Origin of the sequence: Paenibacillus sp. PK1-4R, from assembly GCF_030369595.1 — a bacterium.
In the GTDB taxonomy this organism is placed as follows: Bacteria; Bacillota; Bacilli; order Paenibacillales; family Paenibacillaceae; genus Paenibacillus.
On sequence record NZ_CP126535.1, the window covers coordinates 4288781 to 4305807 of the forward strand.

General features: G+C 45.1%; 15 protein-coding genes. 2 read left to right on the forward strand and 13 right to left on the reverse strand.

Annotated features, from left to right (window positions below):
- The first annotated feature begins 1 nt into the window (after position 1).
- Positions 2–733 (forward strand): RluA family pseudouridine synthase, encoded by a 732-nt coding sequence (locus tag QNO02_RS18500; RefSeq protein ID WP_249912272.1) that lies wholly within the window; start codon positions 2–4, stop codon positions 731–733.
- Between the two features lie 193 nt (positions 734–926).
- Positions 927–1271 (forward strand): MGMT family protein, encoded by a 345-nt coding sequence (locus QNO02_RS18505; RefSeq protein WP_289392820.1) that lies wholly within the window; start codon positions 927–929, stop codon positions 1269–1271.
- 110 nt (positions 1272–1381) lie between these two features.
- Here the strand turns inward: QNO02_RS18505 and QNO02_RS18510 are convergent, their stop codons facing one another.
- The 13 genes from QNO02_RS18510 to QNO02_RS18570 form a co-directional block, all read right to left on the reverse strand.
- Entirely contained in the window at positions 1382–2893 is a 1512-nt protein-coding gene (locus tag QNO02_RS18510) for a DHA2 family efflux MFS transporter permease subunit (protein WP_091029016.1), read from the reverse strand.
- The gene (locus tag QNO02_RS18515) at positions 2890–3336 is read right to left on the reverse strand and encodes a MarR family winged helix-turn-helix transcriptional regulator (RefSeq protein ID WP_036613308.1); all 447 of its coding nucleotides are present in this window, start codon (positions 3334–3336) and stop codon (positions 2890–2892) included. The genes QNO02_RS18510 and QNO02_RS18515 overlap by 4 nt, the downstream gene beginning before the upstream one ends.
- A gap of 275 nt (positions 3337–3611) precedes the next feature.
- Positions 3612–4052: a MarR family winged helix-turn-helix transcriptional regulator gene (locus QNO02_RS18520; RefSeq protein ID WP_036613306.1), complete on the reverse strand. Its 441-nt coding sequence runs from the start codon at positions 4050–4052 to the stop codon at positions 3612–3614.
- 228 nt (positions 4053–4280) lie between these two features.
- Positions 4281–6743, reverse strand: a complete 2463-nt coding sequence (gene gyrA / locus QNO02_RS18525) for a DNA gyrase subunit A (RefSeq protein WP_289389627.1) — start codon at positions 6741–6743, stop codon at positions 4281–4283.
- Positions 6744–6755: 12 nt separating this feature from the next.
- Positions 6756–8735, reverse strand: coding sequence for a DNA topoisomerase IV subunit B (gene parE / locus QNO02_RS18530; RefSeq protein WP_249912270.1), 1980 nt, complete (start codon positions 8733–8735; stop codon positions 6756–6758).
- A gap of 76 nt (positions 8736–8811) precedes the next feature.
- Complete coding sequence (locus QNO02_RS18535; protein WP_211084733.1) at positions 8812–9801, reverse strand: ABC transporter permease; 990 nt, start codon at positions 9799–9801, stop codon at positions 8812–8814.
- Positions 9794–10759: an ABC transporter ATP-binding protein gene (locus tag QNO02_RS18540; RefSeq protein WP_091029011.1), complete on the reverse strand. Its 966-nt coding sequence runs from the start codon at positions 10757–10759 to the stop codon at positions 9794–9796. The genes QNO02_RS18535 and QNO02_RS18540 overlap by 8 nt, the downstream gene beginning before the upstream one ends.
- Positions 10760–11647 carry a GDSL-type esterase/lipase family protein gene (locus QNO02_RS18545; RefSeq protein ID WP_289389629.1) on the reverse strand — a complete coding sequence of 296 codons (888 nt, stop codon included), beginning with the start codon at positions 11645–11647 and terminating at the stop codon, positions 10760–10762. It abuts the gene before it with no gap.
- Between the two features lie 277 nt (positions 11648–11924).
- Positions 11925–12689, reverse strand: coding sequence for a CAP domain-containing protein (locus QNO02_RS18550; protein ID WP_289389630.1), 765 nt, complete (start codon positions 12687–12689; stop codon positions 11925–11927).
- A gap of 315 nt (positions 12690–13004) precedes the next feature.
- The gene (locus tag QNO02_RS18555; protein ID WP_017687788.1) at positions 13005–13463 is read right to left on the reverse strand and encodes a GNAT family N-acetyltransferase; all 459 of its coding nucleotides are present in this window, start codon (positions 13461–13463) and stop codon (positions 13005–13007) included.
- Positions 13453–14640 (reverse strand): formate-dependent phosphoribosylglycinamide formyltransferase, encoded by a 1188-nt coding sequence (purT, locus tag QNO02_RS18560; RefSeq protein WP_289389631.1) that lies wholly within the window; start codon positions 14638–14640, stop codon positions 13453–13455. The genes QNO02_RS18555 and purT overlap by 11 nt, the downstream gene beginning before the upstream one ends.
- Positions 14641–14892: 252 nt before the next feature.
- Complete coding sequence (locus QNO02_RS18565) at positions 14893–15915, reverse strand: NAD(P)/FAD-dependent oxidoreductase (RefSeq protein WP_091029006.1); 1023 nt, start codon at positions 15913–15915, stop codon at positions 14893–14895.
- Positions 15916–15977: 62 nt separating this feature from the next.
- Positions 15978–16967 (reverse strand): ABC transporter substrate-binding protein, encoded by a 990-nt coding sequence (locus tag QNO02_RS18570; RefSeq protein WP_289389632.1) that lies wholly within the window; start codon positions 16965–16967, stop codon positions 15978–15980.
- Positions 16968–17027 lie beyond the last annotated feature (60 nt).

Genomic DNA, 17027 nt, shown 5'->3' on the forward strand with positions numbered 1-17027 from the left:
CATGTCAGAACATCGGCATGATCACGATGCAATTCCGATTCTGTTCGAAGACAACCATCTGTTAGGCATTACGAAACCGGTCAATGTACCTACCCAGGAAGATTCATCAGGTGATCCGGATTTACTTACATTGCTGAAGCAGGATCTGAAAGAACGATACAACAAACCTGGCAATGTTTATCTCGGGTTAGTACACCGACTTGATCGTCCTGTTGGAGGGGCAATGATTTTTGCCAAGACTTCTAAAGCAGCTTCGAGATTGTCCGAGACTGTGCGGGGACGCCATTTCCGTAAAATATATGCGGCTGTTGTACACGGCAAGTTGCCTGCACAGCAGGGAACGTTAAAACACACACTCCTGAAAGATGCACGTACAAATACCGTTACTGTTGTACCTAAAGGTACGGTTGGCGGTAAGGATGCCGTTCTGGATTATCAGGTCATTGGAGAGACAGACCGATATAGCCTCGTTCATATCGAACTGCACACCGGCAGATCTCATCAGATTCGGGTGCAAATGAAAGAAATTGGCTGCCCTCTGTACGGGGATCAGAAGTACGGTGCAAGCGTGAATAAACCCGGGCAACAGATCGCTCTATGGTCGGCGATTGCTGCTTTTCCTCATCCAGTTACTAAGGAAGAAGTTATTCTGCAATCTTTGCCTGCAAGAGAATTCCCCTGGGCAGAATGGCCAGCTGCTGTGTACCAAAAAGCTTTTGGACAACCTCTATAAATACGTGTTCAAAAAGACTGGTTTTCAGTAACGAGAAGATGGGATCACAAGCATTTTTATCGAACAACCTCTATAAATGCATAGGATCAGGTTAGATCTGTCCATATCACGTGTCGTTCAGATTCTGTATCTGAACGACACGTTTTTTCATATTTTCAGCTATATACCTAAGATACAGAGAGGAGACATCATGATGACCCCGTTTACCAAACAAGTCGTTGCGATCATCGCGGCGATTCCTGAAGGTAAAGTCATGACGTACGGTCAGATTGCAGCCCATGCCGGAAGTCCAAGAGCTGCGAGACAAGTCGTTCGTATTCTGCACTCGATGAGCCGTAAGGAACGTCTGCCCTGGCACCGTGTCGTCAACGCAAAAGGCGAAATCTCCATACCGGACGAACACTCGCGCATGATGCAGGAAACAGAACTGATTAGCGAAGGTGTGGAGTTTCAGCTGAACGGAACCATTAACCTCAAACAGTTCGGTCATGAGCCGGATCCTGTATTTATTCTCGATCCAACGATCCAGCCCGAATAATAAGATTACTCTCCTCATATTGCGCACACCAAAAAAAAGAGAACTCAGGCAGTTAGGGTTACCCCATTTCAACTGCTAGAGTTCTCTTTTTGGTTTTTATCTGATATTCGTTATGCTGTAGCCGTCGCTTTTTCCTGTTCTACAGTAACAGGCTCAACAGCTGGTTTTGTTTTCCGAATAAAGAACGCCATGATCAAAGCAACCACGGTCATTCCGGTAGCCACGATGAATGCATAGTTAACACCGTAAATTGTTGCATCTGCGGTAGCAGCTAACATCGCTGTCTTATTATTAGGGTCAACTTGGCCCGCAGCCACTGCATCCGCCAGATGTGTTTTGAGCTTGCTACTCATGATGGTAACGAGAATGGCTGTACCGATCGCACCGGCAACAGTACGCAATGTGTTGGACATCGCTGTACCATGCGCGTTCAGACGCTGAGGCAGTTGATTCAGACCTGCTGTCTGGATCGGCATCATCAGCATCGACATACCGAACATACGAGCCGTATATATAAACATCATGTAGCCGTAAGTAGTATCGATTGCCAGGCGACTCAGTCCCCAAGTTGTAATCGCCGTAATGGCAAGACCTGCAACCGATAGCCAGCGTGCGCCCACTTTATCAAATATGCGACCTGTAATTGGAGACATAATCCCCATCAATATCGCACCAGGCATCATCAGAAGTCCTGATTCAATTGGTGAGAATCCACGAATGTTTTGCAAGAAAATAGGGAGCAGGATCATACCTGCAAACATCGCCATTGTCACGAGCATATTGATAATCGTTGTTAATGTATACATGTTGTATTTGAAAATACGGAACTCAAGGAGCGGATGATCTGTTGTCAGTTGACGAATAACGAACAGAATCAGGGATATCGCACCTACGACGAGACATCCAATGACAATTGCACTGCCCCATCCATCGGTACCCGCATCACTAAATCCGTAAAGCAAACTACCAAAACCAAGTGTAGATAAAATAACGCCTGGATAATCCAGTTTAGGTCTGGACTGACGTGTTACGTTTTTGACAAAAGCAATACCAATTGCCGTTGCAATAATAGAGAATGGCAAGATGATGTAGAACAACAATCTCCAGGAATAATGCTCAACCACATAACCTGAAAGTGTAGGCCCAATCGCAGGAGCCAGAATCATCGCGATCCCCATGGTTCCCATGGCCTGACCACGTTTCTCAATCGGGAAGATGGTCAGGAATACAACGGTCATCAGAGGCATCAGGATACCTGCACCTGCCGCTTGAATGACACGACCTACCATCAGAATGGTGAAGGTTGGACTAAGACCACAGACTAATGTACCTATGGTAAATAGAGTCATGGCTGTAATAAAAATTTGACGCGTTGAGAATTTGGCAATCAGATATGCCGTAACCGGAATCAGAACACCGTTGACGAGCATATAACCCGTAGTTAACCATTGGGCTTTGTTTGCATTGATCGCGAGGTCTTCCATGATTTTAGGAAGCGCTACGTTCATCAGGGTTTGGTTCAGGAATGCCACAAAGGCACCAATTAATAATGCCGCTACAATAGGGCCTTTCTTGATGTTGTCCATCGCTGAGGATGGAGCTGCAGCAGTAGTCGTACTCATATGTTGTTCATCTCTCTTCCTTCTAACTTTTCAATCATTTGACTATGAATTCTAAGTAGGTGCTCAAGGTCTTCCTTCGATATATCCAGAATGGGTGACACTCTTTCCATCCACAAATGGTGCGTTTCCTGTTGGGCCTGTTCCCCTTTGTCCGTAATCTGAAGCTTAACGGATCGGCGGTCAGCATCCGAACGTGTCCGAACGATATACTCGCCTTTGACCAGTCGCTCCACAACAGCGCTCATGGAACTGCTGCCCATATGGCATAGCTCAGCCACTTCATTGATGCCAATGGAAGGACGCTCCCTCAGGATGGATAACACCATAAACTGGATCGAAGTCAGCTCGATCTCCTTGTTTTCATTCCAAAATGCTCGAAAAAGCATTTGATTCACTTGGCGGAACGAATTAATAATATAGAATACTTCATACGTATCAGTCATTGTTTCACCCTTTTACTTTTGGAATATAATATTTCGTACACGAAATATCAGGGGAACAATTATTTATTATAACAAAAATATTTACATAGTCAACTCTTTACATATGAATTCACAAAAATAATATCAGGACATACTAACTGTGTTACATCCATGCCTTTACTCAACTAACCTGGACACAGTGTGTATCATATGTAATTTGTAAATAAAATAACCATAGGGCTCCTGCATGAAACGAGCAGGCACTCCTATGGTTATTCAGAAGAATCAGCATGGTATCATACCGAAGTAGATAAGGCAGGCTCTTTGGTCTTCGGTGTTGTCATTTTGCCTAACAGATATACCAGCAATTGTTGATTGTGCATCGAAATGTTACTGAGAACAGAGTTCATGAATTCATTACGGATGGTGATTCCCCGCTCTGTCTCCATTCTTCCTTTCTCAGACAGAGATACCCACACAATGCGTCGATCCTGATTATCCCGATTCCTGCGAATCAGATCATTTTTCTCCATCCGATCGAGCAGCATGGTTACGGCAGCTGGCGTAGTCGACAGATAAGGAATCAGATCCGAAGGTTTCATCTTCTGATGATCTTCGAGTACCTCCAGAACAGCCAGCTGAGCCTCCGTTAATGAGGGTGCCAGCTCTTGATCCATATGCAATTTATAATCTTTCGTTAACCTGGACCAGCACTTGGCAAAATCGGAATTATACATCTTCCATCGCTCCTCTCTGCAACCGGTTATCACTTCACCTGCTTAAGTTTTCGCGCTCCAAAGCCGCATTCCTGCTGCTTTTTTTCAATTTCCTAGCGATCGACCGTAATCGACGAAGGTTGTTAAACTTCGCATGGATGACCTCTTCTAATCCGCCTTCGAACAACAAAAAAAGACTCTTCGCATGACAGGATTAGCTGTTCCGCGAAAAGTCTCGTTTGTTTGTTTTTATAAAGATGATGCTGGTTGATTCTCATTGAAGTCCCTCAGAAGTTCAACGATCTCGTCCTGTTTATCCACAGGAACAATCAGTTTGCCAATATGTTTGCGCTCAGTAATCGGAACACCTTCCGAAGAGATCTGATGCACTTGGCCTTCCTTGGTCATTACAGTGATCTTACGTTGCTCTTTGCAATAAAACGCTCCAACAATACGGCTGCCATTCGGTTTCACACGTTTGCCTTCTTTGAACTCGAATGTGGCAAGCCCCTTGCCTCCACGGCTCTGGACAGCATAATCCAGGAGTAATGAACGTTTACCATATCCCAGATCGGACAACACGGCAACTTCACCTTCATCTCCTTCTACCCATAGAGCGGATACAACTTCATCTGTATCTCTCAACTGAATACCACGAACACCACCGGATACACGTCCCATTGGATTGACCTCATCCTCTCGGAAACGAATCGCCATGGCTTCTTTTGTAATCAGCATAATATCTTGAGCGCCTGTACTTAGATGTACAGATAACACTTCATCGTCCTTGCCCACTTTACAAGCCGCAACTGCACCGGAACGCTTGGTAACGTAATCCTTCAGCTCCGTTCGTTTCACCTGTCCTCTTCGCGTAACGAAGACCAGACTGTGATTTGGCTCTTCAAAGGATTTCACAGCAAGCACACTTGCAATACGGTCATCTTTCGCAAGGGGAATCACATTCACAATGGCCGTGCCTGGATCTTTCCACTTGAATTCAGGTACCTGATGAACAGGTAACAAGAAATACTGACCTTTCCTCGTAAAGACAAGCAAGTTCTCAAGTGTGTTTACTTCCAGAACCTGAGCGATATAATCGCCATCTTTTACTCCACTTCCGCTCCGTTCACCACCAGAACGTGTAAAGGACTGCATGCCTGTACGTTTCACATATCCCTCTTTGGATAACGTAACAAATACATCTTCCGCGTTCACAAGTACTTCGAGATTAACCTTGAGTTCTTCCACTTCACCCTGGATCGCAGAACGACGGTCTATGCCGTATTTCTCACGAATCTCCATCAATTCCTTGCGGATGACTCCGATGAGCTTGCGGTCACTATCCAGAATGGATCGTAATTGCGCAATCTTTTTCATCAGCTCACCAAGTTCCTTCTCCAGAGAATTAATCTCCAGATTTGTCAAACGGTACAATTGCAAAGTAAGGATGGAATCCGCTTGACGTTCCGTGAATCCAAACATCCACATCAGGTTATTCTGAGCATCCTGCCGGTTCTTCGAAGCTTTGATCGCTGCAATGACCTCATCAAGGATGTTAAGAGCTTTAACCAAGCCCTCCAGCACATGTGCACGGTCTTCCGCTTTCTCCAGCTCAAACCGGGTACGGAATGTAACAACTTCCCGCTGGTGGGCAATGTAAGCCTCCAGAATTGATTTCAATCCCATTTGTTGTGGTGCTTTATTCACAATCGCAACCATATTGAAGTTATAGGTGACCTGCAGGTCGGTTTTCTTCAGCAAATAAGCCAAAATACCTTGTGCGTCCGCTTCTTTTTTCAACTCAACCACGATGCGCAGACCTTCTCGTCCACTCTCATCACGCACTTCAGCAATACCTTCAACCTTCTTCTCAAGTCGGATGTTCTCCATCGCTGTAACCAGACGAGACTTCACGACCTGATAAGGGATCTCGGTAATGACGATCTGCTGTTTGCCACCGCGCATGTTTTCAATCTCGGTTTTGGACCGGATATAGATCCGTCCCTTACCTGTGCGATAGGCATCCAGAATGCCGTCACCGCCCATAATCAATCCGCCTGTTGGAAAGTCTGGCCCCTTCATAAACATCATGATCTCGTCCAGCTCAATTGACGGTTTCTCCATCACAGCGATCGAAGCATCAATGACTTCACGCAAATTGTGTGGAGGAATCTCCGTTGCAAATCCGGAGGAAATACCGCTGACACCATTAACCAGCAAGTTCGGATAACGGGATGGCAATACAACCGGTTCTTTGGCCGTATTATCAAAATTATCCTTAAACAGAACCGTCCGTTTCTCGATATCGCGAAGCATCTCCATCGCGATGGGCGACAAACGGGCCTCCGTATACCGCATCGCCGCTGCCGGGTCATCATCCTGTGATCCCCAGTTACCATGACCGTCCACGAGCATATGGCCCATTTTCCATGGCTGAGCCATCCGCACCATGCCCTCATAGATGGATGAGTCACCATGTGGATGATAATTACCCATTACGTCCCCAACGGTTTTGGCAGACTTGCGGTAAGTCTTGTCAGGCGTATTACCTGAATCGTACATGGCGTACAGAATACGCCGTTGTACTGGCTTCAACCCATCCCGGACATCCGGAATGGCTCGATCCTGAATAATATATTTGGAGTAGCGACCGAAACGGTCCCCAACGACCTCTTCGAGAAAGGCCGGCATAAATTGTTCTGATGGACTCATTCCAAGCACCTTCTATTCTTCGTACTCTGTAAAGTCGACGTTCTCTACAATCCAGCGTTTCCGCGGATCAACCTTATCACCCATGAGCGTAGATACACGACGTTCTGCTTTTGCTGCATCAACAATCTGTACCTTCAGCATCGCACGAGTTTCCGGATTCATTGTTGTCTCCCACAGTTGATCCGGATTCATCTCACCAAGACCTTTATAACGTTGAAGCTCAACATTATTACCGAATTCCTTCATATAATTCGCCAGTTCTTCATCCGTCCATGCATATCGAACAGTCGCGAGCTTACCAGACTTACGAGTAAGTTTGTACAATGGCGGCTGAGCAATATATACTTTGCCTGCATCAATTAAAGGCTTCATATAACGATAAAAGAAGGTCAACAGCAGCACCTGAATATGTGCGCCATCCGTATCCGCATCGGTCATAATGATAATTTTGGAATAATTGCTGTCTTCAACTGCAAATTCGGTTCCTATGCCCGCCCCGATCGCCGCTGTAATGGCACGGTATTCTTCATTTTTGAGAATGTCGGCCAGCTTCGATTTTTCCGGATTGAGCGGTTTTCCCTTGAGCGGCAGAATAGCCTGGATCTTCGAGTCACGGCCCTGTTTGGCAGAACCACCTGCGGAATCACCTTCAACAATAAACAACTCATTTCGGGTAAAATCCTTTGATTGCGCCGGCGTCAGCTTGCCGTTCAGGTTGGAACTTTCACTGCGTTTCTTGCCTGTACGCATATCATCACGTGCTTTGCGAGCTGCTTCTCTGGCTCTGGAGGCTTGAACCGCTTTGCGAATTAACGTTTGAGCTACCTGCGGGTTTTCTTCCAGAAACCTTTGAATATTCTCGGACACGACCGAATCCACTGCACTTCGAGCGGAAGCGCTGCCGAGCTGATCCTTTGTCTGACCCACGAACTCAACATCTGACATTTTGACACTGATGACGGCCATCATACCTTCACGCAGGTCATTACCTTCGAGGTTTTTGTCTTTTTCCTTAATCATGCTGGTACGCCGTGCGTAATCATTCATTACACGGGTATACGCAGCCCTGAATCCGGTCTCATGAGTACCGCCACCCCGAGTAGGGATCGAGTTCACGAACGAAGCCAGTGTTTCTGTATAACCCGCGTTATACTGGATTGCCACTTCGACTTCAATGTCATCCTTCTCCGCATAGAAGTGAATAACATCATGCAACACATCTTTATTTTCGTTCAGAAAAGCAACAAACTGGCTTGCTCCGCCTTCATACATGTATTCATCCTGATTGCCCGAACGTTCGTCCTTAAGCACAATTCTCAGACCTGAATTCAGAAAAGCAATCTCCTGGAGGCGTTCTGCCAATGTATCATAATTAAATTGAATGCCGTTCTGGAACACCCGAATATCCGGTTTAAATGTAACTTTTGTACCTGTCCGATTGGTATTGCCCAACACTTCGAGACCGGAGACCGGTTCACCGACATGTTCAATCCCTTTTTTGTCCTTCCAATACTCGAATCGCTGACGATGAATCTTGCCATCACGGAAAATCTCGACTTCAAGCCACTCGGACAATGCGTTTGTAACTGACGCACCTACACCGTGCAAACCGCCTGATTTTTTGTATCCTGATCCACCGAACTTTCCGCCTGCGTGCAAAATCGTAAACACGACCTGGGGAGTAGGAATCCCTGTTTTATGTATACCTGTCGGAATTCCCCTTCCGTTATCCTGAACCGTAATAGAACCGTCCTTATGCAGCGTGATATCGATTTTGGAGCAGAATTTGGCGAGATGTTCGTCGACAGCGTTGTCGACAATTTCCCATACCAAATGATGTAGACCCGAAGTGCTGGTGCTGCCGATGTACATCCCCGGCCGTTTCCGTACCGCTACCAACCCTTCAAGTACTTGAATGTCGTCCGCGTCGTAGCCTGAAGACCCCTGTCCTCCGCCTGTCGAACCTGCCGACATATCGATTTGCTCGACCATTCATGCTCCCCCTTCTTAACTTGCAACTAAAAAAATGCCTAAAATGCAAACAGATGTTTTCTTATCCTTGTCCATTTTAATTCAAGATATCCCGTTTCGTAAAGACAAGGAATGACACAATGAGTGAAGCAATGCCCCAAACACTAAGCACAATAAGGGAAAAACCTAAATTCATACCCTCGATTGGCGGTAATCCGCCTGACAAATAATCAGGAAGTTCGAGGTTAACCATGAACAGATATTTCGCTGTCTGCCAGGATGCAGCCATACTGGTCAAGATTGTTCCAGCAATCAGAGCGGCCATCATGATAACGATACTTGCAGCTGTACTTCGCACAAGTACGGATACCATAAATGCAAGCATAGCCACAATTACACTCACAAACCAGATCAGTCCTGCCTGCATAAGCATATACAGCCACTGGTCTACAGCATGCACTGCCGACATATCAACATCTGTTCCCACAACTTTGAATCCTGTGAAGATTGGCATGTTGAAGCCTTTGTAACCAAAGACCGCACCCGATATGACATAACATATAATGTAGGCTGATACCACTATGATTGAAACAAACATAATCAGCGTAATTAATTTACTCAGAAGCACTTTCCAGCGTCTAACCGGACGCGTTAAAAGCATTTTAATCGTACCTGTCGTACGTTCACCTGAAACAAGATCTGAAGCAATAGCCATGATTAACAGTGGAATAAACAATCCAACCGCGTTGTTCATGAACTCCCGTGTAAAGGTAACACCACCCGGTTCTTTGGGATTGATATCATTTTCAAGATAGTACTGCATCTGCTGGATATATACTGTTCTATATTTCTTGTACTCTTCAGGTACCCGATCGCTACCGAGCGAATTTTGATTGTCTGTGATGGCCTGTTGCAGTTCAAGACGCCAATCACCGCCAAACTTGTCGCGATTATTCTCCGCAGATTTCATCTGGGCATACGTAAACATCGGTACGAGGACCGCAAGTACAATAAATATAATATAAAGCCGTTTTTTCTTCACCATCTTAATCGTTTCATTACGGATCAGCGGCATGATATTACTCAATGGATTCACCTTCTGTCATTTTTAAGAATAGTTGTTCAAGCGTAGGCTGAATTCGCTGTACTCCTTCAACCTGTATACCAGCTTGAACCATCTGCTGCACCAGATCAGGGATTCGATCTTCATGCATCTCGGCAACCACAGCGTTGGGACCAAGGCCCGCAACAATGGTATCATCCATCACATCCGCAGGTCGACTTACCAGAGCAATGCCTGCATCCAGTAACATCTTTTTGCCTTGTTCCAGTGGTGAAACATGCCATATAGCCAACTTGGAATGATCTTCTATCAGTTCGCTTACACCTCCAACGGCAAGCACACGCCCAGCACTGATAATCGCTACTCTGTCACAGAGAAGCTGGATCTCACTTAACAAGTGACTGCTGACAAATACAGCCATACCTTCACTGGCAAGTTGCTTAATAAAGACACGAAGTTCCTTAATGCCTTTTGGATCAAGGCCATTCGTCGGTTCATCCAGAATGAGCAGACGCGGTCGCCCGAGCAGCGCTTGTGCAATACCAAGCCGTTGACGCATGCCCAATGAGTATGTTCTGACTTTATCGTGGATCCGCTGATCCAGACGCACAATATCCACAACTTCCTGAATGCGCTCGTTGTCCACACCTGGTTGCATGCGGGCAAAATGCTCCAGGTTCTCCCACCCTGTCAGATATGTATATACCTCCGGATTTTCAACAATGGAGCCTACATACTTCAAAGCACGCTCAGGGTCCCGATTCACATCATAACCACAGACTTTAATTTTTCCTTCTGTCGGTTTGATCAGATCCACCAGCATCCGTATCGTTGTTGTTTTTCCGGCACCATTGGGACCGAGAAATCCAAAGATTTCACCAGGTTTTACGTCAAATGTAACGTCCTTAATGATCCACTTGCGTCCGATCCGCTTCTTCAGATGCTGTACAGACAAGACGGAATCATACTGCTTCTCTGCCATTTAATTTCCGCTCCCTTCTGCCGGTGTATCTGCCTGGAATTCCTGTGTAATCCGAACTGCAATTTGCTCATAACCTTGTCCGTTGGGATGGAAATGATCTGACGAGAGATACTCCCCCAGATGATTTTCAAATAAATCGAATGTAGGGACAAGTGTCATCTTGTCCTCATTGTTCAAAATAGCCAGTGCGGCATCGTTCCATGCAGCAACTACTGCATTACCCGGCTTCTCTAGTTCCTTCACATCGCCAAATGGATTGTACAGCCCTATGTACGCAATCTGTGCATCGGGATTAATTTCTTTGACTTTTTTCAATATCTCTTGAAGGCGCTTCGACGTTTCAGGCAAAGCCGCTGCCAGCTGCTCTGCTGTTGGCGGATCTTCCCCCTGTAGAACTTGTCCTCCCTGGAACAAATCATTTGCGCCGATCGAGAGCAAAATAAAATTGGACTGTTGTAAGACATAACGCACGCCTTGCTCATCGAGTTTTTCCAGTAAAGCATCTGTTCTCAAACCGTTTACACCCAGATTATTAAGAACCTGAACGTCATATCCTTTATCTTTAAGCAGGTTCCCTGCACGTCTCACAAAACCGAGTCCTTCATCATCCCCCGTACCTCTTGCCAGGGAATCGCCGATGACAGCCATCCGAATCTTGCCATCTTCCACTACAGCCGGTTCTCCTTCTTTATCCTTAGATGGAGCAGTTGCCTCTTGGCCTGTAGTTAACGCTGAATCTCCCTCGGGGAAAATCACGTCTTTTATGGCGTATCCAAATCCAAATAACAACAACAAGGTTGCCAAGATGGATACTGTACTGACGGTTCTCCAGATCCATGGTGCTGAATCAAGGCTTTTTTTCTTTTTCATCATCACATCTCCGCTCATGTACACCAATCCGGGTGCTTAATAATTTATAATGACTTTACATTAAGGCGTGTCTGAAAATCCGCTTCCTTCGGAGTTTTCAGACACGCCCTGATGATGCTATTCCTAAATAACATAAATGTTCTGTCGTTAATTTGCAAATTTTGGCGCTATATTCGCAGAATTCATTTTCCTTATGTCATTTTACGGAAAAAAGGTTATACCATACACAGATTTGAACTGTGTGCTGGCATAACCTTGTGGAAAAGAAATTCATACTTTCTTCATTATAAATCGATTATTTACCGATAAACTCTTGTGCCCAGTATCCGTTGTAGAAACCTACACCGATATGCGTAAAGTTTTTGCTCAGAATATTGGCACGGTGACCTTCACTATTCATCCAAGCTGTAACCACTTCCTGTGGTGTTTTTTGTCCTTGGGCAATGTTCTCACCTGCATAGCTGTAAGTTACTCCGAATTGTTTCATCATATCAAACGGAGAACCATACGTAGGTGACTGGTGATCAAAATAGTTGTTGTTGCTCATATCTTTTACTTTAGCAACAGCCACTTTGTCCAGAAGTGCATCTGAAGACAGAGCGTTCAGACCTGCTTTAGCACGCTCAGCGTTCACAAGTTTTACAACTTGAGTAGCAAAGTCGGATTGTGTGCTTTCGCTACCATTATTACTTGTATTGTTACCTGTATTACCTGTGTTTGAAGGATCTTTAGCCGGTGTAGTTTCCGGTTTTTCTTCTTGAGCTGGTTGTGTTGGTTTAGTCGGTTGCTCAGGCTTAGTTGTAGGCTCAGCAGGTTTCGTTGTTTGATCAGGCTGCGTAGCAGGTTTCTCTACAATATGCCCCTCGGATACGGTGTATCCATTTTGTTTGAGCCATTTCTCAATATAAGCTTTCAAGCTGTCTGTACTTGTAATTTTGTACGTTGTGATAGTCTTATATGTTGAATCTGCAGCAGACGCGGATGCAGGAAGCATTACCCCTACGGCCAGTACGGCTGTCAGACTACTCGTTACGACAGTTTTCATCCATTTCTTTTTCAAATTCATTCATCTCCTTAAGATTAGTTATTACAACTTTGTAATTAATACTCTAGCAGTATATCAATTCAACAGGAGATTGTGAACCTATAAAATATGGAAAAGTAACTTTTTTGTCATTTTTTAGAATGTTACAGATTTGTCTGAGGGCTTATCCTGTAAGGCTCTATCCCCGTTGACAAAAGCACAAAAAAAAGACATTCGGACTAAAAATGCTAGTCGAATGTCGCTTCACCATCTATTTATCATTCACCACACCAGAATGTGCAGATCAGGATATCATGAGAATTTCCATGCAATAGAAGAAACTTTTTTATACTATAGAAGAACTTTACTGAACCGATAGCCTCTCTTCTGAAAACCAATGTGCTCATAAAAAGAGTACGTTGTTGAAGTCACTTCACGGTTAGCACCCGTGACAAACAGTTGTTTACCACCTTGCTGTCTGCCCCAATCTTCGGCACGAGCCATCAGACGACGGCCAATCCCACCACCACGATGTTCTTGACCTACAATCAGGGAAGTAATTTGTGCGGCAGGTTCTGGATAGGCATGACTTTGCACACATTGCAAGCCAATCACACCAATAATTTGTTCATCCACTTCGGCAACAAGCATGCATGCGTTTGGATTGGTTTCCAAACATTCAATGCGTTCTTTCATGACATTGGTTGTTGTCGGATAGCTGACCTCTCGCATCAGTCCCGTTACCGCTTCAGCATCTCGCAGCTCACACTCTCGGATCATCAGTACAGGGGCCTCAACATTATTGGACATGATTTACCTCCACTTTCAGCATATTAGCGGCTTTCACCGCTGTTTTACGAGCTTCTTCCACATCTTGGCCAGCACTTAAGGCTACAGCCATTCGGCGTCCTACTTTGGTCTCAGGTTTGCCAAATACACGAATCTGAGTACGAGGAATAGCCAGTGCTTCTTCTATCCCGCCTACAGTAAAGTCAGATGTTTCATCATTAGCCTTCAGCGTTGCTGAAGCTCCCGGTGTCAACAGATGTACACCTGTGACCGGAAAACCAAGAATTGCACGTACATGCAGCGCAAACTCGGAACTGTCTTGCGTCACCATTGTAACCATTCCTGTGTCATGTGGACGAGGCGATACCTCGCTGAACACAACACCATCCGGAGTCAGGAACAATTCCACTCCAAACAGTCCATAACCGCCAAGTTCATCCGTGACGGATTTGGCAATATGACAAGCCTGCTCCCATTGTTCAGGAGTCATTGCATGAGGTTGCCAGGATTCGACATAATCCCCATCCTTCTGAATGTGGCCGATCGGAGGACAGAATACGGTGCCAGATACAGACCTAACGGTAAGTAATGTAATCTCACTGTCAAATTGCACAAAGCTCTCCACGATAACACGAACAGATTTGCCACGTGCTCCCGAAAGAGCAATGTTCCAGCAATCCTCCACGTCGCCCGGTGTACGGCATACACTCTGCCCTTTGCCGGAAGAACTCATCAATGGTTTAATGACACAAGGTGTGCCAAGCTCACGTACGGCTTCCTGAAGTTGTTCCAGGTTGTCCGCAAAAAGGTAGTCAGCTGTCGGAAGTTTCAATTGTTCGGCTGCAAGCCGACGGATGCCTTCGCGATCCATCGTTAAACGTGCAGCTCGGGCATTAGGTACTACACAAAATCCCTCTTCCTCAAGCTCCAGTAAAGCTTCTGTTGCAATAGCTTCAATCTCAGGTACGATGTAATGAGGTTTTTCTTTACGGATCAATTGTTTCAAAGCTTCGGCATCCAGCATGTCGATGCAGTAAGACCGGTGCGCGACCTGCATTGCAGGTGCGTTCTCATAACGATCAACAGCGATCGTCTCTACGCCCAGTCGTTGGGCCTCAATAACGACCTCTTTTCCCAATTCTCCACTGCCTAGTAGCAGCATTTTTTTGGCTTGAGCCGTAAAAGGAGCACCCCACATGTTCTTTCCAATCCTCCCAAAGAGAAATCTTCTATATCTGTCTCTCTATTTTCGGGGTTTTGGTTAAAGATTGCAAGAGTACTCCCTATTTTTCTTGTGAATTTTACAAGATTTTTTGTGTTTTTTCGATCAAATTTTACAATTACCGCTTACAGATTCGATACTCCTTCCATTCCTCCCAAAATTAAGGAAATGTTAAAAGATCAGACTTTAATACTCCAACGAATCGAAATACGCAAACAAATCCCAAGTTTAAAGACTTGGAATTTGTCGATTTTTTTCTCTGAAGATTTCATTATGGGAAGAAACATAAGCCATCTGGGGTGCGTCTGGCGTCATATATTGTTTCGCACTATTAACTGCCACGATCGCATCATTGAAGGCACCTGCAATGAGTCTAACTTTGCTCTCGTGGGTCGCACAGTCCCCTGCTGCAAAAACACCCGGAAGACTCGTCTGTGCATGGTGGCTCATTAGAACCATTCCATCGTCCATTTCTAAGCCACAACTGGCAAGATCACTTAAATTGCTTTTATATCCATGACTAATGACGACTTCATCCACCTCCAACACTACATTGTCCTGACTTTTCATATGCGTGATCACAACCTGCTGGATTCGATTTCCATTATTATGAAGCTGCGTGATGCTGTATGGTGTTCTCACATCCGTTATATTGTTCATCTCACTGACATTTCGTTCCATCGCGCGGAACTCATTATTCCGGTGGATTACAACTACACTGCGAGCAAGTTGAGCAAGTTCAATTGCCCAGTCTACAGCACTGTTGCCTCCACCCGAAATGAGTACACGCTTCCCAGCGAAATGTTCTGGATTTTGCACGGTGTAATGAAGGTTCTCTTGCTCATATTCAATCGGCTCCTGAAGCTCCAGCTTCTGAATCTCTGCGATACCGCGGCCTACTGCAACAATGATCGTGCGCGTATGGTGTATCTCCCCTTCAGCGGTATACATACTCCATATTCCGTTATCCAGTCGGGAAAACCTTTCTACCTGGCAATTCAATACAACCGTTGGATTAAACGTATTTGCTTGCTGAACAAGCCATTCGATCAACTTCGAACATTTCATAGGTGGCAGGCCACCAACATCCCAAATTGTTTTTTCCGCATAGGTATGCAGAAAACCACCAAGTTGGTCCTTCCCTTCAATGATTTTGACTTTCATATCACGCATCCCTGCATAAAAAGCCGCATACATGCCAGCAGGGCCGCCTCCAATGATGGTTACATCATAGATATCTTCTTCATTCATTTTAAACACACCTTGTTTATTTAGTTATGAATTCGAGATACAAGTAACATTCCCAGTTTGCTTTATTTGTTTTTTGCTTCAAAAGCAGCAACAATATCATCAATGACATATTCATCGGCAAGTGGAGACATTCCCAGATTGAACCATTCCTTGCCACCCACCATGTAGACGTGGTCCTGCTTGACTGCTTTCAGATTTTTCCATAACGATGAAGATAACATTTCTTCAAATTTCTTTTTAATTTCCGGATTAGTCTCATCATCCAGCTGTACGATCAGATGATCTGCGTCGTATTCAGGCAGTACTTCCAAGGATACGGACATGGCCGTTTGATCTTTCGGGAAATTAGGAAGTGGATTCATTCCCAATCGTTTGTGGACAAAGTTTCCTCGGTCAAGGTTCTCCCCATGAAGTACGATTTCTTTTTCCATCACTCTAATGTAGAGAACAGTCTCCTCACCAATCAGCTTATCCAATTTGGCAGCAGCTACCTTCTCCTTATCCACCAAATCCTGGATCACCTTTTCTGCCTGTTCTTCTTTGTCCAAAACTTTGGCCATATCCCGCAGTTCATCGCGCCAATCATCACGCTGTGGCAAAAGTACGGTAGGTGCTATCAGAGTAAGCTGATCATAGTCCTTTTTGGACCACCAGTCAGGAGCGATAATTAAATCCGGAGCTGCCTCCATGAGGGCTTCAAAGTTAGGCGTTCTTCCTATTCCCATTTTCATCGTGTTTGCAAATGGCTCTTGCAAGTAAGAAGGAAAATCCTCATGGTAGTTCTGTACAGCAATGGGTACGGTGCCAAGTGAATATAAAAATTCTGGATATACAACGGACAAACCAACTATTTTTTGTGGGTTCACCGGAATTTCAACTTCTCCCATTTCCGTGTTCACTTTTTTCACCTGACTGGCTTCTGTTGTTGAAGAATTGGCGGAACCCGCTTCTTGTCCCTTGCTCGAGGATGCTTCTTTGCCTGCTGCACCACAAGCCGAAATAACGAGCATCAACATCATTGTGCATATTACGGTTAACCATCTGAATCTCATTCTGTATGTACCCCCTATAGGTCATTAATATATGACAATGTCTAATCAATAATAATTATC